Source organism: Streptomyces sp. CB01580 (genome assembly GCF_001905795.1).
GTDB lineage: Bacteria > Actinomycetota > Actinomycetes > Streptomycetales > Streptomycetaceae > Streptomyces.
The window spans coordinates 1-16,275 of sequence record NZ_LIXJ01000027.1 but is presented as its reverse complement, the minus strand read 5'-3'; the positions used below and the strand labels follow the sequence as shown (position 1 = coordinate 16,275).

Annotated in this window: 15 protein-coding genes; 8 read left to right on the top strand and 7 right to left on the bottom strand. The window is 71.4% G+C overall.

From position 1 onward, the window contains the following. The first annotated feature begins 23 nt into the window (after window positions 1–23). From AMK22_RS29225 to AMK22_RS29210, 4 genes are all read left to right on the top strand, one after another. The gene (locus tag AMK22_RS29225) at window positions 24–2,432 is read left to right on the top strand and encodes an LPXTG cell wall anchor domain-containing protein (protein ID WP_079186452.1); all 2,409 of its coding nucleotides are present in this window, start codon (window positions 24–26) and stop codon (window positions 2,430–2,432) included. A 252-nt stretch (window positions 2,433–2,684) separates the two neighbouring features. Then, window positions 2,685–3,032 (top strand): hypothetical protein, encoded by a 348-nt coding sequence (locus tag AMK22_RS29220; protein ID WP_073789946.1) that lies wholly within the window; start codon window positions 2,685–2,687, stop codon window positions 3,030–3,032. Window positions 3,033–3,069: 37 nt separating this feature from the next. Further along, window positions 3,070–3,738 (top strand): siderophore-interacting protein, encoded by a 669-nt coding sequence (locus AMK22_RS29215; protein ID WP_073789945.1) that lies wholly within the window; start codon window positions 3,070–3,072, stop codon window positions 3,736–3,738. A 202-nt stretch (window positions 3,739–3,940) separates the two neighbouring features. Then, window positions 3,941–4,957, top strand: a complete 1,017-nt coding sequence (locus AMK22_RS29210) for a threonine/serine dehydratase (RefSeq protein WP_073789943.1) — start codon at window positions 3,941–3,943, stop codon at window positions 4,955–4,957. A 79-nt stretch (window positions 4,958–5,036) separates the two neighbouring features. On the opposite strand, the gene AMK22_RS29205 is transcribed toward AMK22_RS29210, so the two are convergent. Beyond that, a complete protein-coding gene (locus AMK22_RS29205; protein WP_073789941.1) occupies window positions 5,037–5,651 on the bottom strand; it encodes a TetR/AcrR family transcriptional regulator in 615 nt (204 codons plus the stop codon). Window positions 5,652–5,751: 100 nt separating this feature from the next. On the opposite strand from AMK22_RS29205, the gene AMK22_RS29200 reads away from it, so the two are divergent. Beyond that, entirely contained in the window at window positions 5,752–6,693 is a 942-nt protein-coding gene (locus tag AMK22_RS29200; RefSeq protein WP_073789940.1) for a beta-ketoacyl-ACP synthase III, read from the top strand. Between the two features lie 224 nt (window positions 6,694–6,917). Here the strand turns inward: AMK22_RS29200 and AMK22_RS29195 are convergent, their stop codons facing one another. From AMK22_RS29195 to AMK22_RS29180, 4 genes are all read right to left on the bottom strand, one after another. Next, window positions 6,918–7,151, bottom strand: coding sequence for a hypothetical protein (locus AMK22_RS29195; protein ID WP_073789938.1), 234 nt, complete (start codon window positions 7,149–7,151; stop codon window positions 6,918–6,920). A gap of 94 nt (window positions 7,152–7,245) precedes the next feature. Continuing rightward, the gene (locus tag AMK22_RS29190; protein WP_073789936.1) at window positions 7,246–8,139 is read right to left on the bottom strand and encodes an SDR family oxidoreductase; all 894 of its coding nucleotides are present in this window, start codon (window positions 8,137–8,139) and stop codon (window positions 7,246–7,248) included. Further along, window positions 8,136–9,113 (bottom strand): alpha/beta fold hydrolase, encoded by a 978-nt coding sequence (locus AMK22_RS29185; protein ID WP_073789934.1) that lies wholly within the window; start codon window positions 9,111–9,113, stop codon window positions 8,136–8,138. Before AMK22_RS29185 ends, AMK22_RS29190 begins: the two co-directional genes overlap by 4 nt. Beyond that, on the bottom strand, window positions 9,110–10,720 hold the full coding sequence (locus AMK22_RS29180) for a flavin-containing monooxygenase (protein WP_073789933.1): 1,611 nt from the start codon (window positions 10,718–10,720) through the stop codon (window positions 9,110–9,112). The genes AMK22_RS29185 and AMK22_RS29180 overlap by 4 nt, the downstream gene beginning before the upstream one ends. 167 nt (window positions 10,721–10,887) lie before the next feature. Between AMK22_RS29180 and AMK22_RS29175 the strand changes: the two genes are divergently transcribed. After that, window positions 10,888–11,547, top strand: coding sequence for a MerR family transcriptional regulator (locus AMK22_RS29175; protein WP_073789931.1), 660 nt, complete (start codon window positions 10,888–10,890; stop codon window positions 11,545–11,547). A gap of 373 nt (window positions 11,548–11,920) precedes the next feature. Here the strand turns inward: AMK22_RS29175 and AMK22_RS29170 are convergent, their stop codons facing one another. After that, window positions 11,921–12,871 carry a phosphotransferase family protein gene (locus AMK22_RS29170; protein WP_073789929.1) on the bottom strand — a complete coding sequence of 317 codons (951 nt, stop codon included), beginning with the start codon at window positions 12,869–12,871 and terminating at the stop codon, window positions 11,921–11,923. A gap of 101 nt (window positions 12,872–12,972) precedes the next feature. Further along, window positions 12,973–13,791: an exodeoxyribonuclease III gene (locus tag AMK22_RS29165; protein ID WP_073789927.1), complete on the bottom strand. Its 819-nt coding sequence runs from the start codon at window positions 13,789–13,791 to the stop codon at window positions 12,973–12,975. A 59-nt stretch (window positions 13,792–13,850) separates the two neighbouring features. Here AMK22_RS29165 and AMK22_RS29160 point away from each other — a divergent pair, with 59 nt between their 5' ends. Beyond that, window positions 13,851–14,333, top strand: a complete 483-nt coding sequence (locus AMK22_RS29160; protein ID WP_073789925.1) for a GNAT family N-acetyltransferase — start codon at window positions 13,851–13,853, stop codon at window positions 14,331–14,333. A gap of 219 nt (window positions 14,334–14,552) precedes the next feature. After that, window positions 14,553–16,115, top strand: coding sequence for a peptide-N4-asparagine amidase (locus AMK22_RS29155; RefSeq protein ID WP_073790109.1), 1,563 nt, complete (start codon window positions 14,553–14,555; stop codon window positions 16,113–16,115). Window positions 16,116–16,275 lie beyond the last annotated feature (160 nt).

Sequence of the window (16,275 nt, the reverse complement as noted above, 5' to 3'; positions counted from 1 at the left end):
TTCCCGCACGGTGGCGGCTGACCGTGCGATGGGCTGCGGCCGGCACACTGGCCGCCGCCGTCGCCCTGACCGGACTGCCCGCCGTCGAGACCGCCTACGCGGCGGGTCCGCCCGTCCTGGCGAGACCCAAGCTGGACACCGGCAAGCGCTGCGACACCCGCAACGGCCTCCCGGCCGCCAAGACCACTCCACGGGACTCCGGGTTCCCCGACGACCCGTCCGGGCTGCTCCACAAGTCCGACGAACTGCCGAAGAACTACGAATTCGACCTGCCCGGCAAGGCTTACGACGGACTGAGGGCGCCCACGGCGGCCCAGAAGAAGGATGCCCTGTCCAAGGTCCCCGGCAACCCGAAGAAGAACGTCGACGCCTGGACCAAGCAGGCCGATGCTTCCGGCGAACCCGCCGACCGGGCCATGGAGATCTACGCCCGCTTCCTCGCCAACACCGAGGGCCTGACGTTCGACCACTGGTTCAAGCACCGCTACATCCGCAACCAGACGAACAACCACAAGGGTTCCGGCTTCGAGCGCCAGCTCGTCAGGGACTACAAGCTCATCGGCCCCGACTGGCTGTGCGAGTACTACGTCGAACTCTTCGACAAGGACGGCAACAAGGTCGGCGAACGCCGGTACGACGCCTACAACAAGCGCACCAGGGAGTTCAACGAGTTCAAGTCCAACTCGCGGCTCGACCCCAAGCAGCTCGCCAAGGACCGCGTCGTCGCCAAGTCGATGCCGGACCACACCTTCCGCTTCACCGGCGCGAAGAGGTTCACCCGCGGTCAGCAGCAGCACATCACCGACCTCAACCGCGACATCGTCAAGGACCGACCCGGCACGTCCAACCAGGTCCGGGGCAACCAGCGCTTCTACAACCCCGTCGGCAAGACCACCCCGGTCCCCGGCTACGGGAAGAACGACGGCTGGTTCGCTCCCGGCTGCCAGACGGGCGGCAACGGCGCGCGTACCCGGCTCGCCGCCGCGGGCTCGTCGTGCGGTACGCGCGGCCCGCTGAACGACCGGATCAACGGCTCCGGCCGCACACTGGACGAGGCCCGGCGCATCCAGGCCGACGCCCGCCGCCTCGACACCCGGGGCACGCTTCCCCGAGGGGGACCCGGCGGCGTGGACTTCACCACCCTGGAGCTGCGCTACGTCGGCGGTCTCGGCAAGGGCAAGGGCATCCAGTACTCCATGAAGGCCGACATGATGCCGGACCCGGACGAGAACCCGGGCTTCGGCGGCGAGGCCAAGATGCAGCTCGCCTCGGACGCCCTGTTCACGTGGCTGGCGCTCACGCCCGAGAAGTTCTGGGTCAACCTCAACCCGGACCAGCCCGACAAGATCATGGACTCGAAGTTCGCGTCCACCGACGCCGGGCGGATCCTCCTCGACGCCGACCTGGACATGAAGTTCGACTTCGCCGAGGCCATCAACCCGGAGAAGTACGCGGGCGCGCGCCGTTTCTGGGACACCCAGCCCCGCGAGGACGGCATCCCGTGCTTCCCCGAGGTCCGGCTGTGGATCGAGCCGGAGGTGGCCCAGGTCCGTGAGCAGGACGGCGGCATCTACATCCTGGACGCCCCGCTGAAGGTGTCCACCGAGTGGATGGACATGGACTGGTCCGCCCCCGGTGCCCACAACTGCACCTTCACCGAGGCCGAGAAGCGCTTCAGCGAGGCCAACCTGCGCACCAACGTGATGCCCGAGGTGTCCAAGCGGGTCAACACCGGCGCGAAGTACGCCGACCTGCGCCGCGTCTACACCTCCCGCGTCGCTGCCGAGTACATCCGCCTGCAGGACGCCAAGTCGCCGACCGACTTCCACTCGGTCATCGACTCCAACGACGTCTCCGCCTGGCCGCTGCGTGCCCCGAACGAGAAGTGGACCAAGCAGGGCACCTACGACCGGTACATGAAGTCCCTCCGCGAGGGCGTCGAGTGGTTCGAGCTGAAGTACGACGGCAAGACCTTCACCCAGGGCGTCGGCGGTGTCGACTTCTCCAAGTCGCCGAAGCGGAACATCACCAAGGTGCGCTTCCAGACGGAGAACCGCGACCTGGACAACACCACCCACAACTCCCTGAAGTCCGACGACACGTCGTACCGGGACACCGACACCCTCTACCTGGGCGGAGGAACCCGCATCGGGGACGACGACGACCCGGCCCCGACGCCCACTCCGACCCCGACCCCCACCCCGACGGACAAGCCCACCGACAAGCCGACCACCCCGGCGCCGACGCCGACGACCCCGCCCACCGGCGGTGGCGGCGACGGCCAGAACCCGCCGAAGAACCCGGACGGCAACCTCGCCCACACCGGCTCCGACACCCCCGTCGGCCTGATCGCCGCGATCGCCGCGGCCCTCGCCGCACTCGGCGGCGGCCTCGTGTGGTGGAAGCGGCGCCGGACGACCGCCCGGCAGTAGCCGGACGCGATTCGGCCCGATGAACGGTCACGGCCCCGCTCCTGTCCACCGGACAGGGGCGGGGCCGAAGCCGTCCACGGGGCACCGACGGCCCGTCACCCGGCAGGACTCTCCGGCGCCTCCCGCTTGAAGACCCGGAATTGAACATGTTCAATAAAGGCAGAGCGTACGGCTCCTCCTCACAGGAGCCCGGCCACGCCGCCCCCGAGTCCGGATCCGAACCCCTCCCCTCCAGGAAGGCGGGCGTCCCCCATGACACAGACGGATACTCCACGCCACAGGATCAGGTACGTCGTTCCGGCCGCCTGGTACGTCGGCCTCGTCTCCGTGACCTCCGTCGCGTTCGACGCCATGGGCCAGCCGGAGATCCTGGCGTACGTCCTGCTGCTGGCGACCTCCCTGGGGGTCCCCCTGGCCATCCTCGCCCTGTCGTACCCGCCGCTCGCCCTTCTCGGCGAAGCAATGGACACCGGCCCGAGCCTGTTCGACTCACTGCCGCTGTTCGCGACGGCAGCGGTCGCGAACGTGCTCCTCGTATGCGGCTTCGGCGCTTTCGTGCGGCTCATGCAGCGCGTGGCACGCCGCGAATCCGGCCAGTGACGAGCGGCAGCCCCGCTACCGCGTCCACCGCGCCGTCGTGGTGGCCAGGACCCAACTGGCTCCGCGCTTCGTGCGCATCACCCTCGGCGGCCCCGGGCTGCGCGGCTTCCGGACCTCCGGCGCGGCGGCAAAGACCAAGATCTTCCTGCCCGCCGAGCCCGGCGCGGAACTCGTGCTTCCCCGCATCGACGAGAACCTGCGGTTCGTGTACCCGGAAGGCGCCCGGCCGGCGATCACCCGCACCTACACCGTCCGTAACCACCGGCCCGAGTCCGGAGAGGTGGACATCGACTTCGCCATCCACCAGAACGGCCCGGCCGCCCTCTGGGCCGCCACCGCGCAGCCCGGCAGCGCCATCGGGATCTCGGACGGCAGCGGACAGCTCCCTCCCACGGCCTTTGACGTCCTGTTCGTCGGCGACCCGGCGTCGCTGCCCGCCATCGAGACCCTCGCCGAAGAAATCGGTGCCGACGCGTCGATCCGCATCGTCCTGCTCGCACACGACCACGACGACGAGATACCGCTCGCCGAGTCGCTGAGCGGCACCGGCTGCCGGTGGGTCCACGCCCCGCACGCGACGGACGCCGGGGAGGTGCTCGTCTCGGCCGTAGACGGGACGGCAGCGCAGCCGTACGCCGAGCAGCGGCCCCGGCACACGCGTGACAGCGACCCGGCACACGCGTGCGTCCACAGCCTGTTTTACTGAGCCGACGAACTCTCCGGCGCACGACCGGACGGAACACGGGTGGAACACGGACGGAGCACGACGGAACCCGCGCGGGAGGCGGCTCGTCCTCGCGTCCGGCCCGAACCGTTCCAGCTCATTCCGAGTCATTCCGAATTCTGAACCCGTCCGCCGACCGGCTCGTCCACCCGGCCGATGGACACCTCGCGGCAGGAGCAACGAAGTGCAGCAGCTCACGTACGACGACATCAAGGCCGCCACCGACCGGATCACCGGACACGTCCGCCCGGTCGCCGTCGCCCCCGTCGACCCGGGAACGGTCCGTGCGGCATACCTCGGCGCCTCCGACGGCACGTCCGAGGCTCCCCTCGGGGACGTCTGGTTCGCGCTGGAGTTCCTGCAGCACACCGGCTCCTTCAAGGCGCGCGGCGCGCAGAACTTCATCCAGGCCCACCGCGAGGCCGGCACCCTGCCGGACGCGGGAGTGACCATCGCCTCGGGCGGCAACGCCGGGCTCGCCTGCGCATGGGCCGCGCGGCAACAGGGCGTGCGGGCAACGGTGTTCCTGCCGACGCTCGCCCCGGCGGTCAAGGTCGCCAGGCTCCGCGAACTCGGCGCGGACGTAAGGATCGTGGGCGCGGAGTACGCCGAAGCGCTGGAGGCGTGCGCGGAGTTCGCCGCCTCGACCGGGGCGCTCGCCTCGCACGCGTACGACCACCCGCTGATCGCCGCCGGGGCCGGGACCCTGATGGAGGAGATCCACGCCCGAATCCCCGGCCTGGACACCGTGGTGGTCTCGGTCGGCGGCGGCGGACTGTTCGCCGGGGTCGCCACCGCCGCCCGGCACCACGCAATCCGCACGGTCGCCGTCGAACCGGAGAACTGCCGGGCGCTGAACGCCGCCGTCGAGGCCGGCGCCCCGGTCGACGTGCCCGTCGACTCGGTCGCCATCGACTCCCTCGGCGCCCGCCGCGCCACCGTGCTCGCCCTGCACGCCGCCCGCCGGGACGACGTGCGCTCCGTCCTCGTACCGGACAGCGAGATCGTCCGCGCCCGCCGGGCGCTGTGGGACCAGCACCGCGTCGCCGTCGAGCACGCCGCCTCCGCCGCCCTGGCCGCACTCACCGCGCCGGCCCCGTACGGCTACCGCCCGAGCGAGGGCGAGAGGATCGCCGTCGTCCTGTGCGGCGCGAACACCGATCCGAGCGATCTGGCGTCCACCCCCGACGATCGCTCCTGACACCTCGGTGACGGGTGGGCCCCGGCCGTGAACCGGCGGTCGGGGCGGTCCCGCACGGCCCGGCCCCGGAGCCGTCCGCTCAGGATGTCGGCGTCAGCAGGCGATCGAGGGCGCGGCGGGTGCGTTCGGGGGCCTGCGGGTCCCGTTCCAGCTGGATCGCGTGGTTGAGGCCCATGTAGAGGCCGATCAGCTCGAAGGCGATCTGGCGGGGGTCGGTGTCCGCGGGCAGCTCGCCCGCCCGTACCGCCAGGCGCAGGTCCACCACGAGGCGGCGCCGCCAGATGCGGAACAGCCGCTCCACCACGTCCCGGACCGGCCCGTCGGCGCGGCCGTCGAACTCGACCACCGCGGTGGTGAACAGGCAGCCGCCGGGGAACGCCTCCCGCTCGCGCTCCAGGTAGTCGATCCATCGCTCGCAGACCGCCCGCAGCCGGGTCAGCCCCGGCCCGGCGTCGGCGACCGGCTCCCACACCGATGCCAGGAAGATCACCGACGCCCGTTCCAGGGCGGCGAGTTGAAGCACCTCTTTGGTACCGAAGTGGCCGAGCAGGCCTGACTTGCTCATCCCGAGATCGGCGGCGAGACGCCCGATCGTGAGCCCTTCCAGGCCCTCGACCGAGGCGACCGCGACGCTGCGCTCGATGATCCGGTCCCGCGTCCTGCGGGCCTCGACGGCGGAATTGCGCGGGCTCATGAGTTCCAGGGTATCCGGGGGCACACCGTGCGCCGCGTTTTAACTTCCGATCGGTCGTTCGCTATATTCGCGGCATCCTGATGCCCACCAAGGAGCTGCCATGCCAGGAGCCCGCATCGCCGCGCTCGGCCACCACCAGCCGGACCGCGTGCTGACCAACGACGACCTCGCCGCGATGGTGGAGACCGACGACGCGTGGATCCGGCAGCGCACCGGGATCGCCACCCGCCGCATCGCGGACGAGGAGTCGGTCACCGACCTGGCCGCCGCCGCGGCGGGCAAGGCACTCGCCGCCTCCGGGCTCACCCCGCAGGAGATCGGCCTGGTCACCGTCGCCACCTGCTCGGCGATCGACCGCTGCCCCAGCATCGCCGCCCAGGTCGCCGGCCGCCTCGGCATCCCGGCCGCCGTCGCCTACGACCTCAACAACGGCTGCGCCGGCTTCTGCACCGCGCTGGCCACCGCCGACCACGCGGTACGCGCCGGGGCCGCCCGGCACGCCCTGGTCGTCGGCGCCGAGAAGATGTCCGACGTGACCGACTGGACCGACCGCAGCACCTGCGTCCTGCTCGGTGACGGCGCCGGGGCGGCGGTGGTGAGCGCGGCCGAGGACGACTCCATCGGTCCGGTCGTCTGGGGCTCGGACCCCACCCGGCGCGACGCGGTCCGGCTCGTCGACGACTGGCATCCGCACTTCGCCCAGGAGGGCCAGACGGTCTTCCGCTGGGCCACCACCGAACTCCCCGCGCTCGCCGCGGAAGCCTGCCGCCGGGCCGGGGTGAGGCCCGACGACCTCGGCGCGATCGTCACCCACCAGGCGAACCTGCGCATCATCGACTCCGTCGTACGCCAACTCGCCCTGCCCGAAGGGGCCGTGGTCGCCCGCGACGTCGTCGACTCCGGCAACACCTCCGCCGCCTCCATCCCCCTCGCCCTGGCCAAGCTCGTCGAACGCGGCGAGGTCTCCCCCGGCGCGCCCGCACTGCTGTTCAGCTTCGGCGGCGGGCTGTCCTGGGCGGGGCAGGTGGTCCGCTGCCCGTGACCGGCGGGCACTTCGGCCCGGCGGACCTCACGCATGAGGGGTGTGCCCGGTCTCCCGGGCACACCCCTCACGGACAACGCGCGGACTCGCGGACGACGCCCGGACTCACGGACCACCGACCCGCCGACCCGCGAAGTCGCGGGATCGAGAAGTCGCGAGGCCGAGAGGTCCGAAGCCGAGAAGTCGCGGACGCGTCAGCGCTCGCCGCTCCGGCGGCCGCGGTGTCAGCGGTCGTCGCGGCGTCGGTCGCGGATGTCGTCCTCCGCGTCCTGAAGCCGGTCACGACCCCGCTGCGACGTCTGCTGAGAGCGGTCGGACGTGCCCTGCGTCCGGTCCCGACCCTGGCCCGTCCGGCCGCGGCCCTGGCCGCGTTCCTCGTTGCGGCCCTCGTCCGGCTTCTTCTTGGCCTGGTCGGCGAGCTGCTGCGCCTTGTCCTTGAACTGGTCTGAGATGCCCATGCTGTTCACTCCTCGTGGGTGCGTGGGGGCGGTCCGTGAGGACCTCGACCACAGTCGCACGCGCCGACACCCCCCGCATGTCGATCAGTCACGCTCAGTCACGCCGTGCGCGCACCGCCCGTGCATCCTGATCCGCGGCTCCCCCGGCGCCCACGAGCCCGCTCCGCACGCCCGCCAGGCGCGGCCCGAACCGGCGCATCTCGCGCTGTCCCACGACCCCGATCAGCGTCGGCAGACAGCCGCGTACGGACTGCATCCCCCGCAGCCACCGCTGCGCGTACACATGCGCGGAACGCCGTTCGACACCGGACACGATCCGGTCGACGGCCGGCCCCAGCGGATATGTGCGGTTCGCGGGCCAGGGCAGTCGCTGCCTCAACTCCCGCATCACGTCGTCCTGGTCGGCGCCCCGCACCATGTCCGTGTCGGTCCAGGACAGATAGCCGACCCCGACCCGCACCCCGCGGTGGCCGACCTCCGCACGCAGACTGTGCGCGAACGCCTCCACGCCCGACTTGGACGCGCAGTACGCGGTCATCATCGGCGCGGGCGTCATCGCGGCGAGCGAGGCTATCTGGAGGAAGTACCCGCGGCTCTCCATGAGCACCGGCAGGAACGCCCGCCCGGTGACGGCGCCGCCGATCAGGTTGACCTCGATGACCCGGCGCCACGCCTCCGGATCCGAGTCGACGAACAGACCGCCCGTCGCCACCCCGGCGTTGGCGACGACGACGTCGACCTTCCCGAACCGCTCCTTGACCTCCTGGGCGACGCGGGCCATCGCCTCGTGGTCGGTGACGTCCGCGAACCAGTGGTCGCTGTCGCCGTGCAGCCGCTCGGAGACCTTCTTCAGCTCGTCCGGTTCCAGGCCGACCAGCGCGAGCTTCGCGCCGCGCGCCGAGAGTTTGCGCGCCAGCAGTTCGCCGACACCGCGCGCCGCGCCCGTGACGACGACGACCTGCCCTTCGAGACTCCGTGCACCACTCATGCCACATCCTCCTCGGCCGTACCGTCATCCGCCGCCGCGGTACGAGTCCCGTCGCGCGCGGCATCCGGGCCGCCCGCGGGGACGTACGTGGTGACCAGCTCCCGGATCTTCGCGGTGACCGCCTCCGGAGCCTCCACCGGCGTCATGTGCCCCATCCCCGTCAGCATGGTCAGCCCCAGGGAGCCGGGCAGCGTCGCCACCAGGGCGTGGGCGTGCACGAGCGGCGTCAGCCGGTCCTCCGTACCCGCGATCAGCGCCGTCGGCACCTTCAACTCCCGTACGCAGGCGTCGAGGTCGAGGTCCGCGAGGACATGCCCCCAGGCCCGCCTCGCCGTTCGGGGGCAGGCGTGCACGATCCGGGCGCAGGTCTCGACCCGATCCGGAGCCGAACCCGGTCCCATCGTCCCGTACTTCAGCATCCGCCGTGACAACGGTGTGACCGGCCCGAGCGGTGCGGGCGAACGCAGGATCGCCCTGTGTATTCGGTCACGCACGCCCCCGGCCGGCAGCGGAACGACCCGTGACTCGGCGGCCAGCCGCGAACTGCCGGTGCTGCACAGCAGCACGGCGGCCGCATGGGCGCGCAGACCGGGCCGCCGCGCGGCGGCCATCACCGTCATGCCACCCATGGAGTGCCCGGCGATCACCGCCTTCTCGCCCGGTTCCAGGGCGGCGGCCAGCACCGCTTCGAGGTCGTCGGCGAGCGCGTCCGTGCTGTACCCCTCGCGGCCCGCCTCGGGCGAACGGCCGTGCCCGCGCTGGTCGTAGGCGATGACGCGGTGATCCACCGCGAGGTCCCTGATCTGCGCGTCCCAGAAGCGGGTGCTGCACGTCCAGCCGTGCGACAGGACCACGGCGGGCGCGCCGTCCGGACCGTGCACCTCGACGTGGACACGGGCGCCGTCGGCGGAAAGCGCGGTCAGCGTGCGTATCGGAACGGGGGCGACGCCGTCGCCCCGCAGCAGCCGGCTCATCCCGCGGCCTTCTTCCCGGCGGACCCCGCCATGGCGGACACCGCGGAACCTCCAAAAGCCCCGGAGGCGGCGGCCACCCCCGGCGCACCGGCGGCGACCGCCCCGACGGCGGCACCCGCTCCGGCGGAGCGTTCCCGGGCCCGTACGACCTCGTACTCCCCCAGGTCCACCGCCCGCGTCACCTTCCGGAACTCGGTGGTGGTGCCCGGCCAGACGGTGGTGTTGCGCCCATTGGCGTCCAGGTACCAGCTGTCGCAGCCGCCGGTGTTCCACACGGTGCGCTTCATCCGCTGCTGGACTCGACGGTTCCAGACGTCCACCGCGGAGCGGCGCGCGTCGAGGGCGGCCCGGCCGCCGAGCACGTTCAACTGGCGCAGGTAGTCGGCCATGTAGTTCAGCTGGGACTCGATCATCAGGATCATCGAGGAGTTCCCGAGTCCCGTGTTGGGGCCGATGATCGTCATCCAGTTCGGGAACCCGTCCGTGGTCGCGCCGCGCAGCGCCCGCATGCCGTCCTTCCACGCCTCGGCGAGCGTGGTGCCCTCCGCGCCCACCACCCGCTCGGCGATCGGCATGTCGGTGACGTGGAAGCCGGTGCCGAAGATGATGGCGTCGACCTCGGCCTCCGTCCCGTCGGACGCGACAACCGTGGAGCCGCGCACCTCGGCCAGACCGGAGGTCACGACATCGACATTGGGCCGGGCCAGAGCCGGGTAGTAGGTGCTGGACAGCAGGATCCGCTTGCAGCCGATGCGGTAGGAGGGGGTCAACTTGGCCCGCAGCACGGGGTCCTTGATGGCACGTGCCACGTTGGACCGGGCGATCTTCTCGACCAGACCCAGCTCGTTCGGGTGCTTGGTGAAGGCGCTCACCTGCAGCTCCCGGATCCCCCACAGCAGTCCGCGACGCGCGGTCCCGGTGATCGGGAGCGTGCGGTGAAGCCAGCGCTCGGCACCGCTGATCCGGCGGTCCATGCGCGGCATGACCCAGGGCGGGGTGCGCTGGAACAGCGTCATCCGGCCGACCTCGGGCTGGATCGCGGGCACGATCTGGATGGCGGAGGCGCCGGTGCCGACCATCGCGACGCGCTTGCCGGTCAGGTCGTAGTCGTGGTCCCAGCGCGCCGAGTGGAAGATCCGCCCGGGGAACCCTTCGAGGCCGGGGATGTCCGGCGTCTTCGGGTCCGACAGCGGGCCGGTCGCGGAGATGACGACGTCGGCCGTGAAGGTCGCCCCGTTGGCCGTCTCTATCCGCCAGTACAGCTCCTCGCGATCCCACCGCATGAGCGTTACTTCGTGGTTGAGCCGTATGTGCGGACGCAGCCCGAAGGTGTCCGCCACGTGTTCCAGGTAGGCGCGGATGTGCTCCTGCCCGGAGAAGGTGCGCGGCCACTCGGGGTTGGGCGCGAACGAGAACGAGTAGAGGTGCGACGGCACGTCACAGGCGCAGCCGGGATAGCTGTTGTCGCGCCAGGTGCCGCCCACGGAGTCGGCCCGTTCGAGGACGACGAAGTCCGTGATGCCTTCGCGGCGCAGCCGGACCGCGGCCCCGAGGCCGCCGAATCCGGATCCGATCACCGCCACTCTTACGTGCTCGTGCTGGGTCATGCTGCCGCCTCCCGCGATACGTCACACGACTCTGCCAGCAATCACTGGCACGATGGGAGCCTAGAACAGCTCCGTACCGATGGGTAGGGGTACGGCAAAGGGAAGTTACCGTCGGTACGACGTAAGGTGCGGATGTGGTTGAAGGACGCGATCATCGTGAGTACCGGATGGAGGAGCTGGCCAAGGAGGCCGGCATCCCCGTACGGACCGTGCGCTTCTACCGGGAACGCGGCCTGATCTCGCCGCCCCGACGGGAGGGGCGCATCGCCTGGTACGACGACCACCACCTGGCCAGACTGCGCACCATCGCGGGCCTGCTGGAGCGCGGCCACACCCTCACAGGGATCGCCGATCTCGCCCGCACGTTCGAGAGCGGACGGGATGTCGCCGAGGTGCTGGGACTGGGTGAACCGACCGAGGAGACCCCGGTCCGCATGACGCCCGAACAGCTCGCGGACCACTTCGAGGGCGAGACCACCCCGGAGAACCTGGCCACCGCGCTGGAGCTGGGCTACCTGGCCACCGACGGCGACGAGATCGTCCACATCAGCCGCCGCCTGCTGGAGGCATCGGCCGAACTGGTGCGCGAGGGCGTCCCGCTGGCCACGGTCCTCGCGGCCGGCCGCCACGTCCGCGAACACATGGACGCCCTGGCGGACCTCTTCGTGAACGTGCTCGAAGCGCACACCGACGCCCCCGAACCGCCCCAGCTCCGCCCACTGGCCCGCGCGGTGATGGACGCCGAGCTGTCCATGGCCCTGGACCGCCGACTGCGCCGCGAGTCCCCCGACCGGCCACCGGCGGACCGGGAGCCCGAGCCGTCCTGACGCACCGCCGCCCCGGCGCACGGACCGGAACACCGCGAACGGGCGGGAGCGGGGGCGCGGCCGGGCGCGGCGCTTACGGCCCGCCCTGAGACGGTCGGCCGGGAACGGAGGGGCGGAACGGACAAGCGGGAAAGGGTGCACGGAAACGGACGACGCAAAACAGGAGTCCACGGTTCCGCCCCTTTGGTCCCGACTCCTGGCGGCGGCTCCGGCCCGTGGTTCCGGTTCAGGATTCCGGTCCGCGGTTCCGGACCGTCTTTCCGCCCCGGGGCACCGGGCCCATGGCCCATGGCCCATGGCCCATGCCGCCTGACGGCTGACGGCTGACGGCTGACGGCTGACGGCTGACGGCTGACGGCTGACGGCTGACGGCTCAGCGGTATCCGGCCAAGCCGTCCGCCAGTTCCCCCTCGTCGCCGTCACGCATGCCGCAGAGAGCCTGTTGTAGGGCGAACGTGCCCCGGATCGCGGCGATGCGGGTGGCCATGCGGGTGGCGCACCCGAATTCCGGCCCGCCGCACAGCGCGAGCACCCGCCCCAGCAGCTCGCCGTCGTGGCTCGCCCCGATGGCCGCGAGGTCCTCGGCCGGATCGCCGATCACGATGTCGTCCCAGTCGAGCACTCCGGCAAGGCGCGGCAGACCGCCCTCCCACTCCCACAGGACGTTCTCGGCGCCGAGGTCACCGTGCACCAGCGCCAGGGCCTTCGCCGCGCCGTGGCGCGGCAGGCCGTCGAGCGCCGCGAGTTCCCCCTCGGCCCGCAGCCGCCCGGCATCGGACATGAGCGCGAACAGCTCCGCACGCACGCTCTCCGCGAACCGCGGCCACCGGCCCTCCGGCTCCCGGGGCACAGCCGCGCGCACGGTCTCGTCGGCGCCGGCCCGCGCCAGACCCCTCAGCAGCGCGGCGTACTGTTCCGCCGCCGCGCACACCACCCGGGGATCACCGAGCGCGTCGTCCGTCAGCGGCTCCCCGGGAATGCGACCGAGCACCAGAAACGGCGTCCCGCCGCCGGGCGCCCCGCCGCCGTGGACCTCGCCCCGGCCCAACGGCTCCGGCGTACGGAAGCCGAGGTCCAGCCCGGCGAGCACCCGCAGAACGGCCTCCCGTTCGGGCAACCGGGCGGCCGCCGCCCGCGTACGCGGCAGGCACACCACCCGGTCCGAACCGATGACGACATCGTGGAACTGCCCCCGCCGCACGGCGAGTTCAGCGGGCTCGTCGTCGGGCAACAACCGGCTCAGCAGAGCGCCGTGCTCCGACAGCACGCGCCGTGCCGACGGAGCGGCGCCCTCCCGGCCGGCACCCGCGGCGGGTCCGTCCACGCCGGGTCCATCCACGCCGGGTCCATCCACGGCGGGTCCGCCCGCAGCGGATCCGCTCGCGCCAGGTCCGTCCACGCCGGATCCGCTCACACCAGGTCCGCTCACGCCAGATCGTAGGTCACCGTCACCGGGGCGTGGTCGCTCCACCGCTCCGGGTGCGTCTCGGCCCGCTCGACCCAGCCCTTGACCGCGCGGGCGGCCAGACCCGGCGTCGCCACCTGGTAGTCGATCCGCCAGCCGGCGTCGTTGTCGAAGGCCCGCCCGCGGTAGGACCACCACGAATACGGCCCCTCCTGGTCCGGGTGCAGGGCCCGTACGACGTCGACGTACTCGGCCTCGTCGAAGACCCGGGTCAGCCATTCCCGCTCCTCGGGCAGGAAGCCGGAATTCTTCTTGTTGGCCCGCCAGTTCTTCAGGTCGGCCTCGTGGTGGGCGATGTTCCAGTCGCCGCAGACCACGACCTCAAGCCCGTCGGCGGCGGCCCGGCGCTTGAGGTCCTTCAGGTACGGGAGGAACGCGGCCATGAACCGTTCCTTCTCCTCCTGCCGCTCCGTACCGACCTCACCGGAGGGCAGATACAGGCTGGCGACCGTCACACCGGGGAGATCGACCTCGACGTAGCGGCCACTGGTGTCGAACTCCTCGCCCCCGGCGGGGCCGAAACCGCCGAACCCGATCTGCACCCGCTCCGGCGCACGCCGGGTGTAGAGCGAGACACCCGCCCGCCCCTTGGCGGCCGCGGGGGCGTGCACGGTGTGCCAGCCCTCCGGGTCACGCACCTCGTCCGGCAGCTGCTGCGGCTCGGCACGTACCTCCTGGAGGCAGATCACATCGGCCTCGGTCCCGGCCAGCCACTCGACGAATCCCTTCTTGGCGGCGGCACGGAGCCCGTTTACATTGGCGGTGGTCACAGTGAGCATTACGGCACGATACCGACATCCACCCGGAGGCGGGTTCGCATACCTGTACCATTCTTCGCATGATTATCCAGTCTCGGCCCTTCGATCACGCCGACGCCGTCAAGCTCAACGACCAGGTCCAGCGTGAATACGCCGAGCGGTACGGCGACGGTGAGGGCGATGTCACACCCCTCGACCCGTCGATGTTCGAGCCCCCGCACGGTCTGTATCTGCTCGCCTACGACGAGCAGGGCCGTCCCGTCGCCACCGGTGGCTGGCGTTCCCAGGAGCGGAACGACGAGGGCTACGCGGACGGCGACGCCGAGCTGAAGCGGATGTTCGTGATTCCCGAGGGCCGCGGCCAGGGCCTCGCCCGCCGCATGCTGGCCGCCCTGGAGGCCGACGCCCGCGCCGCCGGCCGGATCCGCATGGTGCTGGAGACCGGGGACAAGCAGCCCGAGGCCATAGCGCTGTACGCGTCCAGCGGCTACACCCCGTGCGAGAAGTTCGGCTACTACCGCATGCACGACAGCAGCCTCTGCATGGCCAAGCCGCTGCGGTAGGGGCGGTGGGGGGCGTCCGTGTCCACACCACGTCGGCAACACGTCGACCGGAACGCGGGTGATGTCGCAACACAAGAGCACAGAACGCAACAACGTCGACCATCACCTCTGGCGCACCCACGTGCCCGCGCGCTTCACTCATGTCCCATGAAGAGACGGACCACGAAGAAGAGACAGGCCACGAAGAGACGGATCACGTCCCTGCTCACGGGGCTGGTCATGGCCGCGGGTACGGCGCTCGGCGCGAACCCGGCGTCGGCGGCCGAACCGATACCCACGGAGTTCGGCACCGACTGGCACGACCCGCTGACCGCGGCGCCGCCCGTCGACAAGCCCGCCACCCGCTCCTGCGAAGTGACCCTCGTGGACACCGAGTTCCGCGACTTCACGCCGTACACCGGGAGCTACACCCCGCCCAAGGGCTGCGGCGACCGCTGGAGCAAGGTGGTGCTGCGCCTCGACGGCAAGGTGAAGGGCCGTCAGTACGACCGCCTCGGCCACCTGGAGGTCGGCGGCGTCGAGGTGTTGCGCACCTCCACGCCCGAACCCTCGCCCGAGGGCATCCAGTGGTCCGTGGAGAAGGACGTCACCCACTACAGCGACACCTTCCGCCGCGGCCGGTCCGTCGAGATGCTCATCGGCAACGTCGTCGACGACACGTACACCGGCGTCATCGACGTCGAGGTCACGCTGACCTTCTACGCCGCACAGGGCCGCGCGAAGCCCGCCGACGCACCCGACACGGTGCTTCCGCTGAAGAACGCCCCGCTCACCACCCCCCGCAACTCCGAGAAGATCGTCGCCGAGGTGTACGCCACCGGATCCGGCGGCGGCTGCGAGGAGTTCTGGTACCTGACCGTGCCGGACGACGAACCGTACTCGTGCAAGGCCGACAAGGGTCCCTACCGCGAGGTGCAGGTCAAGGTCGACGGACAACTCGCCGGAATCGCCTCGCCGTTCCCGAACGTGTGGACCGGCGGCTGGTCCAATCCCTTCCTCTGGTACGTCGTTCCGGCACCGCGCGCCTTCGACGTGAAGCCCCTGGAGTACGACCTGACGCCGTTCGCGGGCATCCTCAACGACGGGCGTGAACACCGCGTCGAGGTGTCGGTGGCGGGCGTGCCCGAGGGACAGAGCGGCTGGAGCACGCCCGCCAACGTACTCGTCTGGCAGGACGAGAACAGCAGGACGGTCACCGGGGCGCTCACCCGCCACGAGGAGAGCGACCCGTCCAACACGACGACGCACACGCCCGGTCCGCTCCACCGCCAGGACACCGAGGGCGGCCACCGGCTCACCGTCTCCGGCTACCTGAACACCTCCCACGGTCGTGTCGTCACCACCGTCGGCCGGACCGTCGCCAACACCTCCACCCACCGCTGGACGGAGGACGAGAACACCGACGGCCTCAAGGCCCGCTGGAGCGACGACGAGACGGTGACCGTGGACGGCCGCGGCCCGGCGCGCGTCACGCACACGAACCGCGCCTACACCGTGGACGGCGAGATCACGGTCGACTCCGCCGACAGGCTGCGCACCGTCATCACCCTCGGCGACCACGCGAGGACCTCGACCACCCGGGCCGGCAAGCGCGTCTCCTGGTCCCGGCTCGACGACACCTACACCGGCGACGCCGCCTGGACGCTGAACGTCCCGCGCGACCAGCGCCGCGCCGTGGGCACGTCCGGCGAGCACTACCGGCTCATCGGTTCCGAGGGCTGCTACGACCGCACGATCCGGACCGAGCAGGGAACGCTGACGCAGGACCGCCGGATCTGCTGACCCGGGCCCTGCCCGCGGCCCGCCGCCGTTCGGCCGCGGGCCGCGCCGCGCGGCGTCCGGTGCGTGCGATCGCAAGGCGGCCGAAAGCCCACGTAGCCCGCTACGAGGGCTTTCGGCCAACGCCGAAGGGGGTCCCCCCCTGGCCCTTAAGGCCTTGGGG

Excerpts from the sequence above, each read along its gene's own strand:
- AMK22_RS29220 (WP_073789946.1), top strand. The coding sequence starts at position 2,685 with ATGACACAGACGGATACTCCACGCCACAGGATCAGGTACGTCGTTCCG.
- AMK22_RS29205 (WP_073789941.1), bottom strand. The coding sequence starts at position 5,651 with ATGAGCCCGCGCAATTCCGCCGTCGAGGCCCGCAGGACGCGGGACCGG.
- AMK22_RS29200 (WP_073789940.1), top strand. The coding sequence starts at position 5,752 with ATGCCAGGAGCCCGCATCGCCGCGCTCGGCCACCACCAGCCGGACCGC.
- AMK22_RS29195 (WP_073789938.1), bottom strand. The coding sequence starts at position 7,151 with ATGGGCATCTCAGACCAGTTCAAGGACAAGGCGCAGCAGCTCGCCGAC.
- AMK22_RS29190 (WP_073789936.1), bottom strand. The coding sequence starts at position 8,139 with ATGAGTGGTGCACGGAGTCTCGAAGGGCAGGTCGTCGTCGTCACGGGC.
- AMK22_RS29185 (WP_073789934.1), bottom strand. The coding sequence starts at position 9,113 with ATGAGCCGGCTGCTGCGGGGCGACGGCGTCGCCCCCGTTCCGATACGC.
- AMK22_RS29180 (WP_073789933.1), bottom strand. The coding sequence starts at position 10,720 with ATGACCCAGCACGAGCACGTAAGAGTGGCGGTGATCGGATCCGGATTC.
- AMK22_RS29175 (WP_073789931.1), top strand. The coding sequence starts at position 10,888 with ATGGAGGAGCTGGCCAAGGAGGCCGGCATCCCCGTACGGACCGTGCGC.
- AMK22_RS29165 (WP_073789927.1), bottom strand. The coding sequence starts at position 13,791 with ATGCTCACTGTGACCACCGCCAATGTAAACGGGCTCCGTGCCGCCGCC.
- AMK22_RS29160 (WP_073789925.1), top strand. The coding sequence starts at position 13,851 with ATGATTATCCAGTCTCGGCCCTTCGATCACGCCGACGCCGTCAAGCTC.
- AMK22_RS29155 (WP_073790109.1), top strand. The coding sequence starts at position 14,553 with ATGGCCGCGGGTACGGCGCTCGGCGCGAACCCGGCGTCGGCGGCCGAA.